The 15,737-nt window shown below is 70.5% G+C and carries 15 protein-coding genes; 7 read left to right on the forward strand and 8 right to left on the reverse strand.

Translation table 11 applies throughout. From position 1 onward, the window contains the following. The coding region (locus ACLU3S_RS29600) for an SDR family oxidoreductase (protein ID WP_413955035.1) at window positions 1–614 on the forward strand (614 nt) is incomplete at its 5' end. A gap of 43 nt (window positions 615–657) precedes the next feature. Next, window positions 658–1,662 (forward strand): Gfo/Idh/MocA family oxidoreductase, encoded by a 1,005-nt coding sequence (locus tag ACLU3S_RS29605; protein WP_413955036.1) that lies wholly within the window; start codon window positions 658–660, stop codon window positions 1,660–1,662. A 434-nt stretch (window positions 1,663–2,096) separates the two neighbouring features. Here the strand turns inward: ACLU3S_RS29605 and ACLU3S_RS29610 are convergent, their stop codons facing one another. From ACLU3S_RS29610 to ACLU3S_RS29630, 5 genes are all read right to left on the reverse strand, one after another. Next, on the reverse strand, window positions 2,097–2,291 hold the full coding sequence (locus ACLU3S_RS29610) for a hypothetical protein (protein WP_413955037.1): 195 nt from the start codon (window positions 2,289–2,291) through the stop codon (window positions 2,097–2,099). Between the two features lie 149 nt (window positions 2,292–2,440). Continuing rightward, window positions 2,441–3,403 carry a sugar phosphate isomerase/epimerase family protein gene (locus ACLU3S_RS29615; protein WP_413955038.1) on the reverse strand — a complete coding sequence of 321 codons (963 nt, stop codon included), beginning with the start codon at window positions 3,401–3,403 and terminating at the stop codon, window positions 2,441–2,443. A 2-nt stretch (window positions 3,404–3,405) separates the two neighbouring features. Next, the gene (locus ACLU3S_RS29620) at window positions 3,406–4,317 is read right to left on the reverse strand and encodes an ATP-binding cassette domain-containing protein (RefSeq protein WP_413955039.1); all 912 of its coding nucleotides are present in this window, start codon (window positions 4,315–4,317) and stop codon (window positions 3,406–3,408) included. A gap of 3 nt (window positions 4,318–4,320) precedes the next feature. Next, window positions 4,321–5,397: an ABC transporter permease gene (locus ACLU3S_RS29625; RefSeq protein WP_413955040.1), complete on the reverse strand. Its 1,077-nt coding sequence runs from the start codon at window positions 5,395–5,397 to the stop codon at window positions 4,321–4,323. Next, entirely contained in the window at window positions 5,397–6,416 is a 1,020-nt protein-coding gene (locus ACLU3S_RS29630; RefSeq protein ID WP_413955041.1) for a substrate-binding domain-containing protein, read from the reverse strand. The genes ACLU3S_RS29625 and ACLU3S_RS29630 overlap by 1 nt, the downstream gene beginning before the upstream one ends. A 179-nt stretch (window positions 6,417–6,595) precedes the next feature. Between ACLU3S_RS29630 and ACLU3S_RS29635 the strand changes: the two genes are divergently transcribed. The 4 genes from ACLU3S_RS29635 to ACLU3S_RS29650 all read left to right on the forward strand — a co-directional run bounded on the left by ACLU3S_RS29635 (window position 6,596) and on the right by ACLU3S_RS29650 (window position 10,878). Further along, entirely contained in the window at window positions 6,596–7,387 is a 792-nt protein-coding gene (locus tag ACLU3S_RS29635; protein ID WP_413955042.1) for a GntR family transcriptional regulator, read from the forward strand. Window positions 7,388–7,691: 304 nt separating this feature from the next. Further along, window positions 7,692–9,005, forward strand: a complete 1,314-nt coding sequence (locus ACLU3S_RS29640; protein ID WP_413955043.1) for an ABC transporter substrate-binding protein — start codon at window positions 7,692–7,694, stop codon at window positions 9,003–9,005. 8 nt (window positions 9,006–9,013) lie between these two features. After that, on the forward strand, window positions 9,014–9,994 hold the full coding sequence (locus tag ACLU3S_RS29645) for a carbohydrate ABC transporter permease (protein WP_413955044.1): 981 nt from the start codon (window positions 9,014–9,016) through the stop codon (window positions 9,992–9,994). Further along, on the forward strand, window positions 9,991–10,878 hold the full coding sequence (locus ACLU3S_RS29650) for a carbohydrate ABC transporter permease (protein ID WP_413955045.1): 888 nt from the start codon (window positions 9,991–9,993) through the stop codon (window positions 10,876–10,878). The genes ACLU3S_RS29645 and ACLU3S_RS29650 overlap by 4 nt, the downstream gene beginning before the upstream one ends. 65 nt (window positions 10,879–10,943) lie before the next feature. On the opposite strand, the gene ACLU3S_RS29655 is transcribed toward ACLU3S_RS29650, so the two are convergent. Next, window positions 10,944–11,216, reverse strand: coding sequence for a hypothetical protein (locus tag ACLU3S_RS29655; protein WP_413955046.1), 273 nt, complete (start codon window positions 11,214–11,216; stop codon window positions 10,944–10,946). Window positions 11,217–11,372: 156 nt separating this feature from the next. Between ACLU3S_RS29655 and ACLU3S_RS29660 the strand changes: the two genes are divergently transcribed. Further along, complete coding sequence (locus tag ACLU3S_RS29660) at window positions 11,373–12,359, forward strand: hypothetical protein (protein WP_413955047.1); 987 nt, start codon at window positions 11,373–11,375, stop codon at window positions 12,357–12,359. 20 nt (window positions 12,360–12,379) lie between these two features. Here ACLU3S_RS29660 and ACLU3S_RS29665 read toward each other — a convergent pair whose 3' ends face one another. Together ACLU3S_RS29665 and ACLU3S_RS29670 are read right to left on the reverse strand one after the other, a co-directional pair. After that, window positions 12,380–14,845, reverse strand: a complete 2,466-nt coding sequence (locus ACLU3S_RS29665; RefSeq protein ID WP_413955048.1) for a hypothetical protein — start codon at window positions 14,843–14,845, stop codon at window positions 12,380–12,382. Further along, the coding region (locus tag ACLU3S_RS29670; RefSeq protein ID WP_413955049.1) for a hypothetical protein at window positions 14,832–15,737 on the reverse strand (906 nt) is incomplete at its 5' end. The genes ACLU3S_RS29665 and ACLU3S_RS29670, both read right to left, overlap by 14 nt.

The following is a 15,737-nucleotide window of genomic DNA, read 5'->3' on the forward strand; positions in this document are numbered from 1 at the left end:
GCAGGGCGACGTACATCCGGGCGGACCTGTCGGACGCCGGGCAGGCCAGGGCGTCGGTCACCGAGGTGGTGGACGCCCACGGCCGCATCGACTGCCTGGTGAACTCGGCCGGGCTGACCTCCCGGGGCACGCTGCTGGACACCACGCCCGAGCTGTTCGACGCGCACATCGCGGTCAACCTCAAGGGCCCGTTCTTCGCGATGCAGGCGGCGGTCGCCGACATGGTGGCCCGCAAGGCGCCCGGCACGATCGTCAACATCATCACCTCGTCGGCGCACGGCGGGCAGCCGTTCCTCGCGCCGTACGTCGCCGCCAAGGCGGGCCTTGTGGGGCTGACCCGGAACGCGGCGCACGCCCACCGCTGGGACCGGATCCGCATCAACGGCCTGAACATCGGCTGGACCGCGACCGAGGGGGAGGACGCCACCCAGCGCGCCTTCCACGGCGCCGGCGACGACTGGCGCGAGCAGGCCGCCGCCCGGCTGCCGATGGGCACGCTCGGCCGGCCGGACGAAATCGCCGACTTCGTGGTCTTCCTGCTGTCCGACCGGTCCGGAGTGGTCACCGGATCGGTGATCGACTGGGACCAGAACGTGCTCGGCGCCCTCGACTGACCTCCCCCTCCCCCGCATCCGGCACCAAGGAGTTGCACCACCCATGCGCATCGGAATCCTCGGCCTCGGCCGCATCGGCGCCTTCCACGCCGAGACCCTGTCCGGGCTGGACGCCGTCGAGTCGCTCGTCGTCGCCGATCCGTTCGCGGACGCCGCCAAGGCCGCCGCCGAGCGGTTCGGCGCCGACGTGGCGGACTCGCCGGAGGCACTGCTGGCCGCCGGGGTGGACGGCCTCGTCGTGGCGGCGGCCACGGACGCCCACCCCGCGCTGATCCGGGCGGGCGTCGAGGCCGGCGTCCCGGTCTTCTGCGAGAAGCCGGTGGCCCGCACCATGGCGGAGGGTGTGGAGGTGCTGCGGTCCGTGCGGGACCGCGGTGTGCCGATCCAGATCGGCTACAACCGCCGCTTCGACGCGGGCTTCGCCGCCGCGCGGGCGGCCGTACGGGCGGGCGAACTGGGCAAGCTGCACACCGTCCGCTCCACCACCCTGGACCCGGCGCCGCCGCCGGCCGCGTACGTCGCCGCGTCCGGCGGCATCTTCCGCGACTGCTCCGTGCACGACTTCGACATCATCCGCTGGGTGACGGGCCGCGAGGTCACCGAGGTGTACGCGGTCGGCGGCAACCGGGGCGCCGACTACATCCGCCGGGCGGGCGACGCCGACACCACCGGCGCGATCCTGACCCTGGACGACGGCACCATCGCGGTGGTCTCCAACTCCCGCCACAACGCCCGGGGTTACGACGTGCGAATGGAACTCCACGGCTTCGCCGACTCCATCGCCGTCGGCCTGGACGACAAGCTTCCGCTGCGCTCGGTCGAGCCGGGCGCCACCTTCCCGTCCGGCACCCCGCACGACTTCTTCATGGACCGCTTCACCGCCGCCTACCGCGCCGAACTCACCGCCTTCACCGAGGTGGTCTCCGGCACCCGCCCCTCCCCCTGCACCGTCGAGGACGCCCTGGAGGCCGGCTGGATCGCGGAGGCCTGCACCCTCTCCCTGCACGAGCACCGTCCGGTGACCGTGGCGGAGGTGCGGGAGGGCTGACGGCGGGCATACGGCCCGGCGGGTACAGCGAACCGCCGGGCCGTCCTCTCGGCCGAGACGGGCGGCCACGAGACGCGCCCCGGGCCGTATGCCGACTTCACCGAGCGTCCGCCGGCGTCCGTCCCCTCGGTCGGGACGGGCGGCCACGAGACGCTCCGCGGGTCGTGTGCCGAGTCCGCCGGGCGTCGGCCGGTCGGCGGGGCCACCCCTGGGTCCGGACCGCCGCCACCCCGACTCCCAGTTCGGCCGGCGCGCCCACGGTCAGGAAGAGAGGGAGATAGGCCGGAGCGGATTCATCGCCTCGGGCATCGCGCCGCCCGGCCCGGTCCGTGCCGCGACCGCCGGCTCCCTCCTCGTACGGATCTGGGCGGTGCACGCCGGCCGAGGCGGGGGCGGCGGGGGCGAAGGACCGCCGAGACGGGCGGGCAGAGGCCTCAGCCGCAGTACCGGATCAGCCACTCGTCAGGGTTGTAGGTGTCCCGCGCGGGATCCGGCACGGTCGCCGGATTCGTCTCCACCGTGTCCTCGGGGCGTATGCGCTCGGGCAGGGTGCCGAAGCGGGCGCGGCGCAGTGCGGCCGCGGCGGCGGGCTCCTGAGGGGTCTCGCCGGGTTCCGTGCGGTGTGTCATCTGGCCCTCCCGTCCGTGCGGGCGTCCCCCGTCGTCGTGCACAACGCGTTCGTGCCCCTGGTTGGTTCCCGGCCACGTACTGGCCGAATCCGTCGCGGTCCCGCGGGAACCAGGCCCGCGGGACCGCGACCATCGCCGTGCCGTGCGGCTCACGCCCCGCAGGACCGCAGGAACTTCCGTGTCCTGACCGCGATCGGCAGCGGCCGGTCCGGCTCGCACGGGTACATGTCCTGCTCGACGATGGCGAACAGCTCCACGCCCAGCCGCTGCGCGGCCTCCAGCACCGGCCCCAGCGCGGGCACGCCGGACGGCGGTTCGCACATCACCCCGCGCTGCACGGCCGGTCCGAAGGGGACCTCGTTCGCCACGACCTCGGCGAGGATGTCGGGGTCGACCTGTTTGAGGTGCAGATAGCCGATGCGCTCGCCGTAGGTCTCGATCAGCTTGACGCTGTCGCCGCCGCAGTAGGCGTAGTGCCCGGTGTCCAGGCAGAGGTTGACCAGGTCGGAGTCGGTGGAGTCCAGGAAGCGCTCGACGTGGGCCTCGGTGTCGATGTGGGTGTCGGCGTGCGGGTGCACGACGATGTCCAGGCCGTAGCGCTCCTTGACCTCGTGGCCGAGCCGCTCCATGCCCTTGGTCAGGTGCGCCCACTGCTCGGCGGTCAGCTCCGGCGGCTCCAGGATCTCCGCGGTCTTGTCGTCCCGCCAGAAGGAGGGGATCACCACCAGGTGCCGCGCCCCCATCGCCCGGGTCAGCGCCGCGACCTGGCCGACGTGCGCCCAGGTCTGCTCCCAGACGGCGGGTCCGCGGTGCAGGCCGGTGAAGACCGTGCCCGCCGAGACCTTCAGGTTCCGCCGGGCCACCTCCTCGGTGAGCCGTGCGGGGTCGGTGGGCAGGTAGCCGTAGGGGCCGAGTTCGATCCAGTCGTAGCCGGCCTCGGCGACCTCGTCGAGGAAGCGTTCCCAGGGCACCTGCCGCGGGTCGTCGGGGAACCAGACGCCCCAGGAGTCGGGGGCCGAGCCCACCCGGATGCGGTCGAGGGCGTGGGACGATCCGTGGGGCGACGCGTGGGACGACGCGTGGGGCGACGCGTGGGACGACGCGTGGGACATGGTCAGGAGTTCCCTTCCGGGGAGGGCGCCACGGGTGCGGTGAGGTCGTCCTCTTCGGGCAGTCCCTCGACGTCGACGCCCCGCACCTGGGCCAGTTCGTGCTTGAGCGCGGCGAGTTCGGCGCCGCCGGCCATGTGGTTGGTCAGCTCCTCGAGGCTGACCTCGCTGCGGTCGGCGGACAGCTCCAGGGTGCCCAGGCGCAGCACGCTGAAGTGGTCGCCGACCATGTAGGCGTGGTGGGGGTTGTGGGTGATGAAGATGACGCCGAGGCCGCGGTCGCGGGCGGCGGCGATGTACTTCAGCACCACGCCGGACTGCTTGACGCCCAGCGCGGCGGTCGGCTCGTCCAGGATGAGCACCCGGGCGCCGAAGTGGACGGCGCGGGCGATGGCCACGCACTGGCGCTGGCCGCCGGAGAGGGTGCCGATGGGCTGCTCGAGGTCGTCCAGGACGATGCCCATGTTGCGCAGTTCCCGGTCGGCGGTGGCCTTCATGCGGGCGATGTCCAGGCGGCGGACCGGCCAGGGCCCCTTGGTCAGCTCGGAGCCGAGGAAGAAGTTGCGCCACACGGGCATCAGCGAGACGGTGGCCAGGTCCTGGTAGACCGCCGCGATGCCCTGGTCGAGCGCCTCGCGCGGGCTGTCGAACCGCACCGGCCGCCCGTCGACGAGGAAGTCGCCCTCGGTGTGCTGGTGCAGCCCCGAGATGATCTTGATGAGGGTGGACTTGCCGGCTCCGTTGTCGCCGAGCACGCAGGTCACCCGGCCGGCGTGCACTGCGAGGTCGACGCCGTGCAGGGCGCGGATGTTGCCGTAGGACTTGCCCGCCCCGCGCAGCTCGACCAGGGGCGCGTCCCCGGCGGGCCCGGTGTCCGCGAGGACGGCGCCGTGGGTTCCGGTTCCGTTGTCAGTCATCGGTTACCTCCGGGTCGCCGTGCGCTGGACCCACAGATTGATCAGTACGGCGCCGAGCAGCATCACGCCGAGGAAGGCCTTGAACCAGTCGGGGTTCCAGCCGGCGTACACGATGCCCTGGTTGACCATGCCGAACATGAAGGCGCCGAAGACGGGTCCGATGGCCGAGCCGTAGCCGCCGGTGAGCAGGCAGCCGCCGATGACGGCCGCGGCGATGTAGATCAGCTCCTGGCCGACGCCCTCGCCGGACTGCACGGTGTTGAACGAGAACAGCTGGTGCATGCCGACGAACCAGGCGCCGAACCCGACCAGCATGAACAGCGTGATCTTGGTGAACTTCACCGGGACGCCGACGGCGCGGGCGCTGTCCTGGCTGCCGCCGACGGCAAAGATCCAGTTGCCGTACTTGGTGCGCAGCAGCACCCAGGTCGCCAGGGCCGCGAAGACCAGCCACCACACCACCGTGATCTTCACCTGGACGCCCCCGACGTCGAAGGAGGAGGCGAAGACCTTCCGGGCCTGGTCGAAGCCGTCCATGTCGCTGATGTCGTCGGTGGCGACGTTGCCCGTGACCAGCTTGGTCACGGCGAGGTTGACGCCCTGCAGGATCAGGAAGGTGCCGAGGGTGACCAGGAAGCTGGGCAGCCCGGTCTTCATCACCATCCAGCCGTTGAAGGCGCCGACCCCCAGCGAGACGACCAGGGCGACGATCACGCCGACCCACACGTTCATCGTCAGCTGGTAGCTGAGCATGCTCGCGGTGAGCGCCGAGGTGATCACGGCGACGCCGGCCGACAGGTCGAACTCGCCGCCGATCATCAGCAGGGCCACCGGGAGGGCCATGATCCCGATGGTCGAGGACTGGTAGAGGATCGTGGCCATCGAGCTGCCCTGGCGGACCGACGGCGCGACGATCAGGAAGAAGACCAGGACGGCGACGGCGCCGAGGAAGACGCCGACCTCGGGCCGGGCGAGCAGCCGCAGCGCCAGCGGGCGCCGGACGGTGCGGCCGTCGGTCTTCTCGGGGCCGGACGCCGGCGGTCTGCCGACGGCCGGACCGGCCGGCTGGGCCATGCTCATCACCGGGTCCCCTTCGCGGCGAACTCGGCGACCTTGTCGACGTTGGACTTGTCGACGAAGGCCGGGCCGGTCAGCACCGGCTGGACCCCGCCGCCGCTGTAGTTGCCGTTGTACTTGTACAGCCACAGGGAGTCGACCGCCAGGTAGCCCTGCAGATAGGGCTGCTGGTCGACGGCGAACTCGATGCTGCCGTTCTTGACCGCCTTCACCAGGTCCTTGTTGAGGTCGAACGTGGCCACCTTTGCCTTGCTGCCGGCGTCGCCCACCGACTGCACCGCGGTCAGGGCGAACGGGGCGCCCAGGGCGACGACGGTGTCGATGGAGGTGTCCTGCTTCAGCTTCGCCGTGATGGTGGACCGCACGGACGGCATGTCGGTGCCGTTCACGTACAGCGTCTCCGTGGTGCCCTTGAACGTCTTCTTCACCCCGTCGCAGCGCTGGGTGAGGCCCACGTTGCCCTGCTCCTGGATCACACAGGCGATCTTCTTGGCGCCCGTGGTGTTCAGCTTGTTGCCGAACGCCTCGCCGGCCACGCTCTCGTCCTGCCCGAAGAACTCCAGCAGCCCGAGCTTCTTCCAGTCGCTCAGGCCCGAGTTCAGGCCGACCACCGGGATGCCGGCCTGCTGCGCCTTGCCGATCACGCTCTTCATCGCGTCGGGCTTGGCCAGGGTGACCGCTATGCCGTCGACCTTCTGGTCGATCGCGTTCTGCACCAGGTTCGCCTGGGCGCCGGCGTTCGGGTCGGCGGAGTAGACGAGCTTGATGTTGTCCTTGGCCGCCGCGGCCTCGGCGCCCTTGCGGACGGTGTCCCAGAAGGTGTCGCCGGGCGCCTGGTGCGTGACCAGGGCGACCGTCATCCGGGGGGTGTTGGCCTTGCCCGCGGAGGCGTTCTGCGCCGCCTCCTCGGCCTTCTTGCCGCCGTGGGCGCTGGAGCACCCGGTGAGGGCCAGGGCCGCCGCGGCGGCCACGGCCACGAACGGCGCCAGTCTGCGGGAGCCAGAACGAGAAGAGCGGTCCATCTTTCCTTGCACCTCACTGTGCGTGCGACGGGGGAAGGGACGCTGTTGCGTTGGGACGCGATCCAAGTCCTTGACGGGCGCTCTGTCAATACTTTGTTAAGACATCATTTCACAAGCAGGTCCGAATGTAAGCACAAACCATTGACACTCTCACCCGCCCGGGCCTACACCTGTGAGGCATGAGCCCAGTACACCGCACCGCGCAGCGAACGGCACCGGGTGATCGCGCGCTCGACTCCCTCACCTTCTTCCTCGACCGCACGAGCCCGGTGCCGTTGTACTACCAGCTCGCCCAGCAGTTGGAGTCGGCCATCGAGCACGGGGCGCTGGCCCCGGGGGACCTGCTGGGCAACGAGGTCGACCTGTCCGTGCGGCTCGGGCTGTCTAGGCCCACCGTCCGCCAGGCCATCCAGTCCCTGGTCGACAAGGGGCTGCTGGTGCGCCGCCGCGGCGTCGGCACGCAGGTCGTGCACAGCCAGGTCAAACGGCCGCTGGAGCTGAGCAGCCTCTACGACGACCTGGAGGCGGCCGGACAGGCGCCGACAACCCGGGTGCTGCGGGCCGAGCGGCTCCCGGCGGCCGCCCACGTGGCCGCGGCCCTCGGCCTCAGCGAGGGCGCCGAGGTCGTCGTGCTGGAGCGGCTGCGCCGCACGCACGGCCGGCCGGTGGCGTTCCTCTGCAACCACCTGCCCGCCTCACTGCTCCAACTCGACACGGAGCGGCTGGAGTCGACGGGCCTGTACCGCCTGATGCGGGCGGCCGGCATCACCCTGCACAGCGCCCGCCAGTCCATCGGCGCGCGCAGCGCGACGGCCGAGGAGGCCGCGCTGCTGGACGAGAAGGAGGGCGCCGCCCTGCTCACCATGCAGCGCACGGCCTACGACGACACCGGCCGCCCGGTGGAGTACGGCGCCCATGTCTACCGGGCCTCCCTCTACGCCTTCGACTTCCAACTGCTGGTCAGGTCCTGAGCGCCACCCGTCCGGCCCGGAAGGCGTCCTGGTCAGACCCGGAAGCGGAACCACCCGCGTTCACACAGCCCCCGCGGCGTTCGGCCCGCGGGGGCTGTCGCCTTTCACCCGCCCCCAACAGTGCAGGTGACGATGACGATTACGTTTCGGGCAAGACACCGGCGAGTACGACCGGAGCTATTGACGCATGAGCGGACATGGGGCTGTTATTACGCCCACGATGTTCGGTCGAGTTGATTTCTGAGCGGTTTCGACGGGATCAACTCAACCCCTTGACCGAACCCTGTATGCCTCAGGAGCCGCCATGCGCCTGTCCTCCTCCGGTCTTTCCGTCCCGGGTCCCAGTCGTCGTTCGCTGCTGCGCGGAGCAGGCGGTGCCGCCCTGCTCGCCGGTGCGGGCATACCCCTGCTGTCCGCCTGCGGCGGCAGCGGTTCCTCCTCCGACCCAAAGACCGTCACCCTCGGCTCCAACGCCTCGGACGCGGTGCCGAAGAAGGCCTTCGCCGAGATCTACGCGGCCTTCACCAAGAAGTCCGGCATCAAGGTCGATGTCAACACGAAGGACCACAACACCTTCCAGGAGCAGATCAACTCCTACCTCCAGGGCACGCCGGACGACGTGTTCACCTGGTTCGCCGGATACCGGATGCAGTTCTTCGCGGCGAAGAACCTGGCCTCGCCGATCGACGACGTGTGGGCGAAGATCGGGGACAACTTCCCCGACGCGATGAAGCAGCTCAGCAAGGGCGAGGACGGCAAGTACTACTTCGTGCCGCTGTACACGTACCCGTGGGCGCTCTTCTACCGCAAGAGCGTCTTCCAGCAGCACGGCTACAAGATCCCGACCACCTGGGACGAACTCGTCGCCCTGTGCAAGCAGATGAAGGGGGACGGCCTGGTCCCGATCGCCTTCGGCGACAAGGACGCCTGGCCGGCGATGGGCACCTTCGACCAGATCAACTTCCGCCTGAACGGCTACGACTTCCACAAGTCCCTGATGGCGGGCAAGGAGTCCTGGACCGACCCCAAGGTGAAGGCGGTCTTCGACCACTGGGCGGAGATCCTCCCCTACCACCAGGACGGCTTCATGGGCCGCACCTGGCAGGACGCCGCGCAGGGCCTCGTGTCCAAGAAGTCCGGCATGTACCTCCTGGGCTCCTTCGTGGCCCAGCAGTTCACCAACAAGGCCGACCTGGACGACCTCGACTTCTTCGCCTTCCCGGAGATCAACTCCGCGTACGGCCAGGACACGGTCGAGGCGCCCACCGACGGGTTCATGGTCAGCAAGTCCCCGAAGAACCACGACGGCGTCGTCAGGCTCATGGAGTTCCTCGGCACCCCCGAGGCCGAGGCGACGTACCTCAAGGCCGACAACAGCGTGGTGGCCGCCTCCAGCAAGGCCGACACCTCCTCCTACACCGCGCTGCAGAAGAAGGCGTACACCATGATCAGCGGCGCCAAGAGCCTGACGCAGTTCATGGACCGCGACTCCCGGCCGGACTTCACCTCCACGGTGATGCAGCCGGGGCTGCAGAAGTTCCTGCAGAACCCCAAGGGCGTGGACAGCCTGCTGTCGTCCATCGAGCGCCAGAAGAAGACGATCTTCGCGTCCTCGTGAGCGCCCCCATGACGACGGACACGACGACGAACTCCCCGGAGGCGGCCGCCGAGCCGCCTCCGGGTGCCGCAGCCGAGAACAAGCGGGTCACGCACGGCCATAGGCGCCTGCTGACCCGCCGTGACCGGTTCACGCTCGCCCTGATGGCGGGCGTGCCCACGGTCCTGCACGTGGCCCTGGTCTGGGTCACCGCCATCGCCTCGATCTTCCTCGCCTTCACCACCTGGGACGGCATCGGGTTCGACTCGATCAAGTGGGTGGGCCTGGACAACTTCACACAACTCTTCGCGGACAACCCTCAGTTCTGGCCGGCCGTCGAGCACAACGTCATCTGGTTCGTCGTGCTCATCCTGATCCCGACCCCGTTCGGCCTGTTCCTCGCCGTCCAGCTGGACAAGCGGATCCGCTTCAGCCGGGTCTACCAGACCGCGTTCTTCCTGCCGGTCGTCATCTCGATGGCGTGCATCGGCTTCGTCTGGCAGCTCGTCTACAACCCGGACACCGGCCTGATCAACAGCATCATCGGGGCCAACAAGCCCGGCCACTACATCGACTGGATCGGCGACCCCAAGCTCAACCTGTGGGCGATCCTGATCGCCGCGTCCTGGCGGCACACCGGCTACATGATGATCCTGTACCTCGCCGGTCTGAAGAGCGTCGACCCGTCGCTGCGGGAGGCGTCCGCGCTGGACGGCGCCAACGAGTGGCAGACGTTCAAGAGCGTCATCTTCCCCACCCTGCGCCCGACCAACACGGTGGTCCTGGTGGTCACCATCATCGAGGCCCTGCGCGCGTTCGACCTGGTCTTCGTCTTCAACAAGGGCGCCCAGGGCACGGAGTTGCTGTCGATCCTGGTCACCAACAACATCATCGGCGAGTCCAGCCGCATCGGTTACGGGTCGGCCATCGCCGTCGTCCTTCTGGTGATCTCGCTCGCGGTGATCATCCCGTACCTGATCGCCACCTTCCGGAAGGAGCGGCGCGCATGAGCACCACCACCTACCCGCTGAAGCGGCGCGCCCCGCTCCGCCCCGCCCGGGTCCTGCTGCACGTCTTCCTCGCGGGCACGGCGCTGGCCTGGCTCGCGCCGCTGCTGTGGGCGGTCTTCTCGGCCCTGCGCCCGTACAGCGAGACGAGCGCCCGGGGGTACGTCTCCTGGCCGCACACGCTGAATTTCGACAACTTCAAGAACGCGTTCCAGCAGTCGGACATGGTGCACTACTTCGGCAACACGCTGGTCATCGCGGTGCCGGCCGTCCTGCTGACGCTGTTCCTGTCCTCCTGCGTCGCCTTCTACGTCGCCCGCTTCGACTTCCGGGTCAACCTGGCGCTGCTGCTGGTCTTCACGGCCGGCAACCTGCTGCCGCAGCAGGTCATCATCACCCCGCTGTACCGGCTGTACCTGCTGACGAACCTCCCGGGCATCACGGCGAGCGGCAAGCTGTACGACTCCGCGCTGGGCCTGGTCCTGATCCACGTGGCGTTCCAGTCCGGCTTCTGCGCCTTCGTGCTGAGCAACTACATGCGCTCGCTGCCACACGAGTTGACCGAGGCGGCGCTGGTCGACGGGGCCTCGGTGTGGCGGCTGTACTGGCAGATCACGCTGCCCCTGTGCAAGCCGGCGATGGCCGCGCTCGCGACCCTGCTGTCCATCTGGATCTACAACGACTTCTTCTGGGCCCTCGTGCTGATCTCGACCGGCGAGAACATGCCGATCACCTCGGCCCTGAACAACCTCTCGGGCCAGTACTTCACCGACCCCAACCTGGTCGCCGCCGGCGCGCTGCTCACCGCCATCCCGACCCTGGTCGTGTACTTCGTCCTGCAGCGGCAGTTCGTGAGCGGGCTGACGCTGGGGTCGAACAAGGGGTGACGGCGAAAGCCCTGCCTCACAAAGGTGAGACAGGGCTCCGACGTGTGGCCATCAGGCCGTACGTCTCACCGCTGCCGGGGCCCGGCGCCGCGACGAGCCGGCCCCGGCCCACCGCCCCTCACCTCACCTCCCTCGATCCGCATCAGTTCCAGCAGGTCCGTGCGTACCTCCGCCGGCTTCGTGGCGAAGACGCAGCGCCAGGTCATGGAGCCCAGCCAGGGCAGGACGGCGCTGACGACCGCCAGGCCGTAGAGCCAGGGAGTGTGGGTGGTCGCCGCCGCGGTGATGAAGGCGGCGGAGGAGCCGCCCGCGGCGGTCCTCGCGCGAAGTGTGCTCATCCATGTCATGGCCCGAGTCTCGGCTCGGGCCGATGACCGCTCGAAGCCGCTTCGAGCTGCACTTTCGATGTGACGGCCCGACACGGTGAGCCCGTTGCAAGGACGTTGGTCACCGGATTGTCATCGGCGCAGCTCGGCTGTGGCTATCGTGAGGGAATGAGCCAACAGCGGCCGACTCAATGGGCGGGTATCCGGGTGGAGATCCTCGGTACGCCGCGCGTCCAGTACCCGGACGGCAGGGTTCGTGACCTGCCTCCGCTGCCCGGCGACCTGATGGCCGCGCTCGTGCTCGCGGGGCCGGAGGGCCGCTCCTCGGACTGGCTGCGCAGGGAGTTGTGGTCGCACCTCCCGCTGGAGGACAACAATCCGGTCGCCCAGACGGTGATGCGGCTGCGCCAGTGGGTGCCACTGCCCAAGCCGCACGCGGGGGGCAACTACGTCCTGTCGCCGCCGCCGGACCAGGTCGACGCCCTGATGCTGCGGGAGGGCGTGGCGGTGCTGGGGCCCGACACGCCCCGGAACCGTGTGGATGCGCTGCTCGGTCTGTGGCGGGGCAGCCCCTGGGAGCGCAGTAAGTCCCGGCTGCGGCCCGCGTTGTGGGCCGACGTCCGCGGGGCGCGCGACCGGCTGGTGCGGCACGTGCAGGCCCTCGCGCCGCAGCAGCGGGCGGAGTTGGCCCACTGGAACCGCTTCTGCGAGGTGTTCTCCGCCGAGGCGGAAGCCTGGCGCGGCGCGCCCGCGCGCGAAACGCCGCGCCGCAAGCGGGTGCTCATCGTCGACGACATGATCGGCGGCCGGCTCGCCTCGGCTCTCGGCGGCCTGTACGAGTGCGAGGTCGTCACCTCGCTGGAGGAGTGGGGCGCGCTGCTGCAGCGGGATGAGCTGGACTACGACTGCGCCCTCGTCGACCGCCATCTGCACGAGAACATGCTGGACGAGTCCGGCGAGATCGTCCTGGATCAACTGCGCAAGCGGAACCCGCAGATCCCCACCGCGCTGATGTCGGCCGGGCTGCCCTTCGAGGACCTCGACAGCGTCAAGCAGCGGCTCGGCGTCCGCACGGTCATCCCCAAGCACAACGACAAGGACGGGGCCATGGTCCCGCTCACCGTGGTGGTGCAGAAGCTCATCGACGGCCGCTGAGGGTCACCTGCATCCGGGTCTCACGAATCCCGCGGCAGCCAGATGCGCAGATGCGCGCCGCCCAGTGCGGCCGAGGGCTGCGCGAGCCGCTCCAGCTTCCCCCGGCAGGCCTCCAGGTTCTCCTGGGCGAGCCGCAGCCCCTCCCCGCCGGGCATCCCGCTGGCCTTGCGTACGCCGTCCAGGGCGGTCCGGTCGGCCTTGCCGAACCCCGGCCCGCTGTCCTCGATGTCCGCGATCAGGAAGCGCTCGGTGACGGTGTCGCGGTGGCCCACGGTGACCCGCACCGCTTTGCGGGGCGACTTGGCGGCCTCCATGGCCTGGGTGGCGTTGATGACGAGGTCGTTCAGCGTCAGCTGGACCAGCAGCCGGCGGGCCGTCACCTGGCCGTCGCCGCCCGTGCGGTCCACCACCTCCGCCTCGGCCTGTCCGGCGAGGGTGTGGGTCTGGGCGATGGAGCGGGCCAGCCCGACGAAGTCGAAGGTCGTGGTGCGCACGGCGTACTCGACGTTGTTGTTCTCGATCGCCTCGCAGTCGTCGACGAGTTCCTCCAGAGCCGAGATCTGCCGGCGCAGGCCGCTGCGCTGCACCGGATCGCCAACCGCCTCCATGCGTGCGCCCAGCTGCTGGACGGCGTACTGGAATCCGGCCTTGACGTGCTCGTTCTGCCGTTTCGTGCGCTTCATGAGCAGCAGCCGGGCCAGTTCCTCGGCCTTGTCCAGGCTCTCGTGCAGCCGCCGCAGCGCCCGTACGGCGTTCGCGGTCGTCTCGTCACCGGACAGCAGGGAGACCAGGCCGGGGCCGGGCAGGAGCACGCCGTCGTCGCCGACCTCGGCGAGGAAGGCGTTCTCGATGCGTTCGAGGGCGCTGTCGACGTCGATGCGCTCCAGGGGGAGGTTCGGGGTCCGGCCGCCCTCGCGTTCGTACTCCTCCATCAGGAGCATGGTGAGGGCTTCCAGTTCGGCGCACAGCTCCTCGCGGTCCACCCGGTCGGTGCCGGTCCCGGCGGCCCGGCCGAGCAGCGCGCCGTGGACGACCTGGGCCGACAGGTCGTCCTTCAGCGGGGCGAGCACCGCCGTGCGCACGGCGCGGGTCGCCTCGGGGTCGTCCCGGAAGTCGGAGAGGTCCTGATGGGTGAGCGGGCGCGGTCGGGGGGCGCGACTGAGTTCGCGGAGCATCGCCTCGAGGGCGCTCGGCACGGCGGCCGTGTAGTACAGGACCATGTCCGCGACCTCGGGAGCGGCCTGCAGTCCGAGCAGGTCGAACAGCCACAGCAGGGTGGTGCGCAGCGCGGCCTCGTCGCCGAGGTCCTGGTCGGTCAGCGAGACCACCCGGTCGAAGGGCAGCTGGGCGCACAGATGGCGCAGGACGTTCATCCGGCGCCATGACGTGCTCGGCGCGTGGCCCTCGCCGTTCGGTTCGAGCAGGGAGAACAGCAGGTGCGGCTCGATCACCGCCACCCCCGCCGGCGGACCGGACCGGGCGTCGGACGTGGGCAGCCACAGGCGCGGCTCGGCGCCGGGGGCGGGCGGCTGCGGACCGATGTGCAGCGTGGTCGGCCCGGACAGTTTCAGCCGGGGCAGCCGGGAGTCGGCGAAGCAGGACACCTCGACGGTGAAGCCGTCGCCATCCGGGCGCAGGCGCAGCAGGGCCGCCGCGTCCTGGACGAGGTGGCCGAAGGCGTCGGCGAGCGCACGGGCGGTGGTGTTGTCGAGGCCGTCGTGGGCGCCGTGCAGGGCGTTGAGCAGCGCCCAGGCCGGCTCGTCGGAGTCGGTGGGGCGGTGTCTGCCGAAGTCCGCGGGTGCGGGTGCCTTGGTGAGGAACCACTGCACGACCGTGCGGTCCGGTTGCGGGTAGTACCAGCGATCGGGCCGGGAGACGCCGGCGGGAACGGCCCATGCGGGCTCGAAGTCGGACTGGGTGGCGACCCGTTCGGCGACGTCGTACTCACCGCTGTCGAGACAGGCCTGGACGATCGCGGCCTGCTCGTGGTGCAGCCCGGCGACGTGCTTCTCGATGTCCGAACGGCGCTTGGCGGCGTCGGCGTCGAGCCGCTCCCGCCACTCGTCGAGGGCCTGTTCCGCCTCCCTGCCGCTGTCCTGGACCAGCAGGCTCCAGTAGCCGGGGTCGGTGTCGCTCCCGAGCGCGCCGGCCTGGGTGGCGAGTTGGTGCGCCCGTGGCTGCAGCGCCGTGCGGGCGGCCGTCACCGCCCGGGTGACGCGCTCGTCCAACTCGGTGCGCTGCTCCTGAGCCAGTGCGGACCCGAGGCGCTGCAGCAGGGCGCGGGCGGCCCTGAACTCCCGGGCGTCGATGAGCCGTTGCACGCCTTCGGCCGCGTCGGCGACCGGTTCCAGCAGCCCGTCCAGCACGGCCTCGGCGGCCGCAGCGGCGGTGGCGCCGACGTCGGTCAGGCCGAGCGCGAACAGGCCGGGCTGCTGCCAGGCCGCCGGCCAGTCCGTCACCACGGCGGCCAGGTCATTCGTGGGCATCACGCTCACCGCTCCCCCATTCCCTGATGTCCTTCAGCGTGGTCAGCGCGTGCTGGGTGAGGTGGCGGACCGGCGCCGGGTGGGCGTCCAGGTCACCCTGCAGCTCCGGCCATACGGCCGCGAGTCGGAGCGCGGTCGGCAAGGCCTCCGTCACCTCGTAGGCGGCGTCCGCGTCGTTCTCCGCGTCGTGGAAGGCGGCGACGGCGTCGACGGCCCGCTTCACCTGGTGGAGCCGGTTGAGGTAGACCCGCCGTTTGTCGCTGTGGATGATCTTGTTCTTGTGCCCCTTCATCAGCTCGCCCGTGGTCCGGTCGAGGTGGCCGGGCAGGTCCGCCACCTCCTGCCGGGTGGCCCACAGGGCGGCCGCGGACAGGTCGCGCCGGTCGACGGCGGGGCGCAGGGCGCCGAACAGGCCCTGGGCGTGGAAGAGGTACTCGTGGGTCTTCAGCCCCGCCTCGAAGCGGAAGTTGGTCGCCTCAGCGGTCGACAGCGCCTCGTCCGCCGCGTCCCAGGCGTCGCCGAGCCGGAGCTCGCGGTGGCGGCGCACGAGCTGCCGGCGGGCGATGACGGCCGGGCCGGGGTGCTCGATGATCCCCGCCGGGCACTTCCGGGCCAGCTCGGCCAACTCCGCCCAGCAGGGGGCCGGGTTCCCGTCGGTGACGAGGTAGCCGAGCGTCTCGCGCAATCGGAGCGGCAGCTCCGCCGGGACGGCGCCCTGGCCGGACCAGGCGAGCAACTGCGCGGCGCCGAGGGCGATGAGCGCGGCCGTGTGGCCGGGCGGCGGCGACTCCTCCAGGGCGGCGGTCTCCAGCAGCCCGCCGACGTGCACGGTGTCCCGGGCGGCGGCAGCGGCGGCGAGCGGCAGCGGCAGGGTGCCCTGCGGCAGCGCCCG

Source organism: Streptomyces sp. AF1A, from assembly GCF_047340315.1.
GTDB lineage: Bacteria > Actinomycetota > Actinomycetes > Streptomycetales > Streptomycetaceae > Streptomyces.